Origin of the sequence: Flavobacterium sp. (assembly GCF_049590715.1) — a bacterium.
Lineage (GTDB): Bacteria > Bacteroidota > Bacteroidia > Flavobacteriales > Flavobacteriaceae > Flavobacterium.
Map to the genome: position 1 here is coordinate 1 of NZ_JBAWDL010000070.1, position 4,904 is coordinate 4,904.

4 protein-coding genes and 1 pseudogene are annotated in these 4,904 nt (G+C 36.5%); all 5 read left to right on the plus strand.

Annotation, left to right across the window (positions count from 1 at the left end; translation table 11 throughout):
- A partial coding sequence (locus WBQ70_RS03600) for a sulfatase/phosphatase domain-containing protein (RefSeq protein ID WP_423910681.1) occupies positions 1-516 on the plus strand: 516 nt, incomplete at its 5' end.
- Between the two features lie 2 nt (positions 517-518).
- Positions 519-1,661 carry a glycoside hydrolase family protein gene (locus tag WBQ70_RS03605; protein WP_423910684.1) on the plus strand — a complete coding sequence of 381 codons (1,143 nt, stop codon included), beginning with the start codon at positions 519-521 and terminating at the stop codon, positions 1,659-1,661.
- Positions 1,662-1,908: 247 nt separating this feature from the next.
- Positions 1,909-3,045: a glycoside hydrolase family protein gene (locus tag WBQ70_RS03610; RefSeq protein ID WP_423910686.1), complete on the plus strand. Its 1,137-nt coding sequence runs from the start codon at positions 1,909-1,911 to the stop codon at positions 3,043-3,045.
- A 257-nt stretch (positions 3,046-3,302) separates the two neighbouring features.
- A complete protein-coding gene (locus WBQ70_RS03615; RefSeq protein ID WP_423910689.1) occupies positions 3,303-4,445 on the plus strand; it encodes a hypothetical protein in 1,143 nt (380 codons plus the stop codon).
- A gap of 30 nt (positions 4,446-4,475) precedes the next feature.
- Positions 4,476-4,904: pseudogene (locus WBQ70_RS03620) on the plus strand (9-O-acetylesterase); the annotation flags it as partial.

The window sequence follows — 4,904 nt, forward strand, 5'->3', positions numbered from 1 at the left end:
TCGGATCACGGCGATTTGTTAGGAGAATACGGGCGTGTCAATAAAGGAACGATTCATGAGGCATCAGCTAAAATTCCGTGTATCATGGCACAAGGAAGTCTAGGAAAATCTCCTTTAGTTCCAAGAGGTCTGGTTGTAAATCAAGCAGCAAATAACACCGATTGGATGCCAACTTTCTTGAGTATGTTAAATGTGGATTGTCCAAAGGTGGGTGGTAGGGACTTAACGCCTTTGTTAGCAAAAAAAATACCTGCTAATTGGAACGATGTCACTTTTTCTAAATTAGGATACTATGCTGCTATTACCGAACAATTTAAATTAGTTGTTACAGCCAAAGAGGAACCTTGGTTACTAGATATTAAAGCCGATCCTATAGAGAGAGTCAATTTTATTAATGATCCAAAATATAGTGAAGTTGCTAAAAAACTAGCAGTAGAATTAAAAGGATACATTAAAAGATTCAAAGATAAGAATGACAAAGTTTCTGAAATTATTGAAACGATAATCGCTAAATAATCATGTCGAACCTCAGAAAGATTAGTAATATTGTTGTTGTTTTTCTAGCTGCAACGATTTCACTTACTGCGCAAGAAAAGGACAAAACACTGATTGATTTTTTCCTACCCATGTCACCGCAAGGCAAATTGGTGAGCGAAGGAATTTGGGGAGTACCCAATGTCTTGCCTCGTGATATCAAAAACGGATTGGAAGATTCTACCATGAAAAAGAGCTGTTATTGGGACGGGAAAATTGTAAGAAGTGATGATGGTAAATACCATATGTATGCCAGTCGCTGGGATCAATCGTTCTCACATTCTGATGGATGGCATTTAGGATCCAAAGGTGTTCATGCGGTGAGTGACAACATCATGGGACCATATATTGATAAAGGTTTGCTTTGGCCACAATGGAAAGAAGGAATGGGACACAACGTCATTGGTTTGCGCATGCACGATGGCCGTTATGCTACCATAACAAGCGAAATCACTGATGGAGAAGTATTTGTTTCTAAAAATCCAGAAGGCCCTTTTGAATTGCTAGGTAAAATCGAAGTAGATCCCAATGGTTTTGATAAGGGATTGGCCAGATACCAAAACAAAACAAAGCCCTCCTATGGACAGATGTCGAACGTGGGAATTCTATTGAGACCCGATGGGAGATACATGCTTGTAGGACGTTCCACCGCTCCTATGATTAGCGATAATGGCATTCTAGGGCCTTATAAAATTATGGGTGATCGAGTTTATAAAAACTACCCTGAGTTACCACAAGACAAAAACGAAGACCCTACGTTGTGGTATAGTGGTGGTTTGTATCACATTGTGTACAACAATTGGCCAAGCAAAACCTCCCACCATTTTACTTCTGATGACGGTTTGCATAATTGGACCTACAGAGGAATCGCTTTTAATAAAGAAGCAATGGTTTTCAAATATACAGATGGAACAGTAAACAATTGGGAATACATAGAACGACCAACGGCCTATGTTGAGAACGGTCATGTGACGCATTTTATGTTCTCGGTAATCGATGTGGGTAAAGGACAAGACAAATCAAATGACAATCATGGAAGTAAAATTATAGTAGTTCCTTTTGACGGTAACGCATTTGATGAACACATGCAAAAGATCATCAAAGCCGAGAAGAAAGTCAAGAAATAAGGGGTTCAAAATTGTAAATCTATTTTAACTAGAATCTGCTAAATGTGCGTGCCATTTTTAAGCTTTTGGCTTGACCACAACGGTCAGGCTTTCTGTTTTAAATGAAATTCACTAAATTCCACTTAAAATAAAAATATATTTGAAGTGATTACTCGCACTTCGTAGAAAAAGGCTTAGACTTTGGGATTTCCACCGCAACAGTTTACTCGGTATTACGCATTAACAACCAATTAAATAATAAATGACTATGAAAAACATTTTAAAAACAGTTGCTCTATTAATTGTTTTCCTTGTTGGAGACCTTTCTTATGCTCAAACTCAAAAAACATTAATCGATTTTTTTAAACCTATTCCTATTCAAAAGCCCTTGGTTGCTGATGGGATTTGGGGAGCTCCTAATGTTTTGCCTAGAGATATAACTAATGGATTAGAAGATCCCACAATGAAAAAAAGTAATTATTGGGATGGACAAATTGTAAAAAGTAATGATGGCAAATATCATATGTATGTATGTGGATGGGATCAATCTTTATCTCACTCTGATGGTTGGCGTTTGGGATCCAAAGGAATTCATGCCGTAAGTGATAATATTATGGGGCCTTATGTAGACAAAGGTTTGCTATGGCCACAATGGCGTGAAGGAACAGGAGGTAACGTTATAGGATTACGTATGAAAGATGGACGATACGCAGTTGTAACTAGTGAAATTACAGAAGGAGAAGTATTTGTATCAAATTCTCCCGATGGGCCTTTTGAACTTCTTGGTAAAATTGAAATAGATCCCAATGGTTTCAATATCGGATTAGCTAGATATCAAAATAAAAAACAACTCTTCTATGATCATATGTCTAACGTAGGGATTCTATTAAGACCTGATGGAAAATACATGCTAATAGGACGTTCCACAGCTCCAATGATTAGCGACAACGGAATCTTAGGCCCCTATAAAATAATGGGTGAGAGAGTGTATATGAATTATCCTGAATTGCCTCAAGATTATAATGAAGATCCTACTTTGTGGTATAGTGGAGGTCTGTATCATATTGTGTATAACCATTGGCCAACTAAAACATCTCATCATTTTACTTCTGAAGACGGACTGCATGATTGGAAATACCGAGGAATTGCCTTCAAAAAAGAAGCAATGATTTTTAAATATACTGACGGAACAGTAAACAATTGGAAGTTTGTTGAACGCCCAACGGCTTATGTAGAGAACGGTCATGTAACTCATTTTCTATTTTCTGTTCTTGATGTGAAGAAAGGTGAGGATAAACCAAACGATAATCACGGAAGCAAAATTATAATAGTTCCTTTTGACGGCAAAGCATTTGATGAACATATGCAAAAAATCATCAAAGCCGAGAAGAAAGTCAAGAAATAAGGGATACAAAATTGTAAATCTATTTTAACTAGAATCTGCTAAATCTGCTTGCCATTTTATAAGCATTTTTTAAGATTTTGACTTGACCACAACGGTCAGGTTTTCTGTTTTAAACGAAGTTTACAAAATTCAACTTAAAATAAAGAAATAGTGAAGTAATTGCTCGCAATTCGAAAAAAAGCTTAGGACGTGAATTTTCCACCTTAATGCTTCACGGGTTTTTGCGCAATAACATGTAATTAAATTATAATATAACTATGAAAAACGTTTTAAAAACAGTTACTCTATTAATTGTTTTACTTATTGGAGATTGCTCCTTTGCTCAAACTCAAAAAACATTAATCGACTTTTTTAAACCTATACCCATTCAAAAGCCATTGGTTGCAGATAGAATTTGGGGAGCACCCAATGTATTGCCTCGGGATATAACGAATGGTCTTGAAGATTCAACAATGAAAAATTGGTGCTATTGGGATGGTAGTATTATCAAAGACAATAAAGGAAATTACCATATGTATTCCAGTCGTTGGACACAAGAAATGTCACATAGTGATGGTTGGCATATTGGTACCAAAGCCGTTCACAGTATGAGCAAAAATGTCTTAGGTCCTTATGTAGATAAAGGCTTGGTTTATCCCAATTGGAAAGAAGGTTTAGGACATAACATTGTAGCTCTTAGAACTAAAGAAGGAAAATATGCAGTCATTTCATCGGAAGTTACTAGTGGTGAGGTTTTTATATCAGATTCACCTGATGGCCCCTTTGAATTATTAGGAGAAATTCAGGTAGATGCAAATGGTTATAATCCAGATTTAGCGCGTTATGGTACTTCCAATGCTGGAGCTGTAAAAGCCGGTACAGTTGGTTTTATGGCGAATGTGGGGATATTATTGCGTCCTGATGGAAATTATTTAATGATTCCACGTTCAACGGCACCCATGTTGAGCGAAAACGGAATTTTAGGCCCTTATAAAATTATGGGTGATAAAATTTATAAAGGAATGGAAGGTATTCCTCAAGAAAAAATGGAAGATCCAACGGTCTGGTATAGTGGCGGAATGTATCACATGATTGTCAATAATCATGGAGTAGACGATTCCTATCATTTTACCTCGCCAGATGGTATTCATGATTGGAAAAGTAGAGGGTTAGCTTTTAAAAAGAATGCTGATATTTTTAAATACACTAACGGATTAGGTAATAAATGGGGCATCGTACAACGTATGACGGTCTATGTTGAGAACGGTCATCCCTCTCATTTTCTGTTTTCGGTTATTGATGTGCCCAAAGGACAAGATAGGGGAAATGACCAACATGGAAGTAAAATTGTCATTGTACCTTTTGATGGAAAAGCTTTTGATAAATACATGAAAAAAATTATTAAGGCAGAGAAAAAGTAAGATTAAAATTGAATTAGAAAACATTAAATTATGACTATAAAACCATCTATTTTTCCATTAAAAAAACAAATTCCTTTTTTGTTATTTATATTGGGATGCATATCACTTCATGCACAAACCGAATTGGCCTCAGTATTTGGCGATCATATGGTCTTGCAACGAAATACAAAAGCAGCCGTTTGGGGAACAGACAAACCTAATACAAAAATTACAATTCAATCCAGTTGGGGAGAGAAAAGTACAACCACTACCGATAAAGATGGAAATTGGACCACTTTTATAAAAACAACTAAAGAAGGAGGGCCGTATGTTTTGACCGTCAATGGATCTCAAAAAATTGAAGTCAAAGACATTCTTTTAGGCGAAGTTTGGTTGTGCTCAGGTCAATCCAATATGGCTAGACAATTAAAAGGAGCCAAAGACCAACCAGTAGAAGGAAGTGAAGCCGAAATTGCGAAT

Coding starts and splice junctions, on each gene's coding strand:
- WBQ70_RS03605 (WP_423910684.1), top strand. CDS start 519: ATGTCGAACCTCAGAAAGATTAGTAATATTGTTGTTGTTTTTCTAGCT.
- WBQ70_RS03610 (WP_423910686.1), top strand. CDS start 1,909: ATGAAAAACATTTTAAAAACAGTTGCTCTATTAATTGTTTTCCTTGTT.
- WBQ70_RS03615 (WP_423910689.1), top strand. CDS start 3,303: ATGAAAAACGTTTTAAAAACAGTTACTCTATTAATTGTTTTACTTATT.